Below are 808 nucleotides of genomic sequence, written 5' to 3'. Positions count from 1 at the left end.
GAAATTCAAAAGTGTTGCGTTTGATCACCTTGATGAGGCTGTTGGTTTCCTTAAGTTTAGCGTTGGAGTAAGGAAGTTCTAGAGCATTGATAATCTTGTCCTTATCTTTCACGAAGGTTCTAAAGACAGTTAGAAAGATAGAACTGACAGAAGAAATGGTTTCTTCGATGAGGTCAAAGAAGTGGCCTGCTTGCTTTTCTTGGATGTGAAAAAGCAAAAGTTGATAGAGATTATAGTGTTGTTTCAAGTATTCTGAGTAGCTCAAGAGTTTGTCTAAGATCTCTTTATTGGTCAAGTACATGCGAAAAGTCGGACGATAAAAGCGTCTATCACTGAGTTTACGGCTGTCTTGAAGTATGAGTGTCCAGTATCGTTTAAGAGCCCGATATTCGTGCGATTTTCTATCCAATTGGTTCATGATTTGGATGAACAGACGATTCATAGCTCGTCTCATATGTTGGAATAAAACAGTCCAGTGGACTGTTTCAGCCTGAGCCTAGAAATTCGAAAGCGAAGCTGTTTAGCCAAGTCATAATAAGGACTAAACATATCCATAGTAATCATTTGAACCTGCGCTCGCAGCTCTCTTGGAAACTGGTAGAAGAAATTGCGGATAATTGCGTGAGTGCGCCCTTCAGAATGGCGACAATCTCATTGGTGTTGTAATCTTGCACGATAAAGCTCATCTTACCCTTTTTAAAACTGAACTCGTCCCAGGACATGACGGTTGGTAATTTGGCGATATTGGTTCTAAACTGAAACTGCTCAAATTTTCGGATGACTGTTGAGGTTGACACGCCTAACTCCT

Annotated in this window: 1 pseudogene; it reads right to left on the bottom strand. The window is 40.5% G+C overall.

Going from position 1 to position 808, the window contains the following annotated elements:
- Positions 1–808: pseudogene (locus STRDD10_RS11590) on the bottom strand (transposase); the annotation flags it as partial.

The sequence above is a fragment of the Streptococcus sp. DD10 genome, assembly GCF_001578805.1.
In the GTDB taxonomy this organism is placed as follows: Bacteria; Bacillota; Bacilli; order Lactobacillales; family Streptococcaceae; genus Streptococcus.
This window is presented reverse-complemented; position numbering and strand designations above follow the sequence as displayed.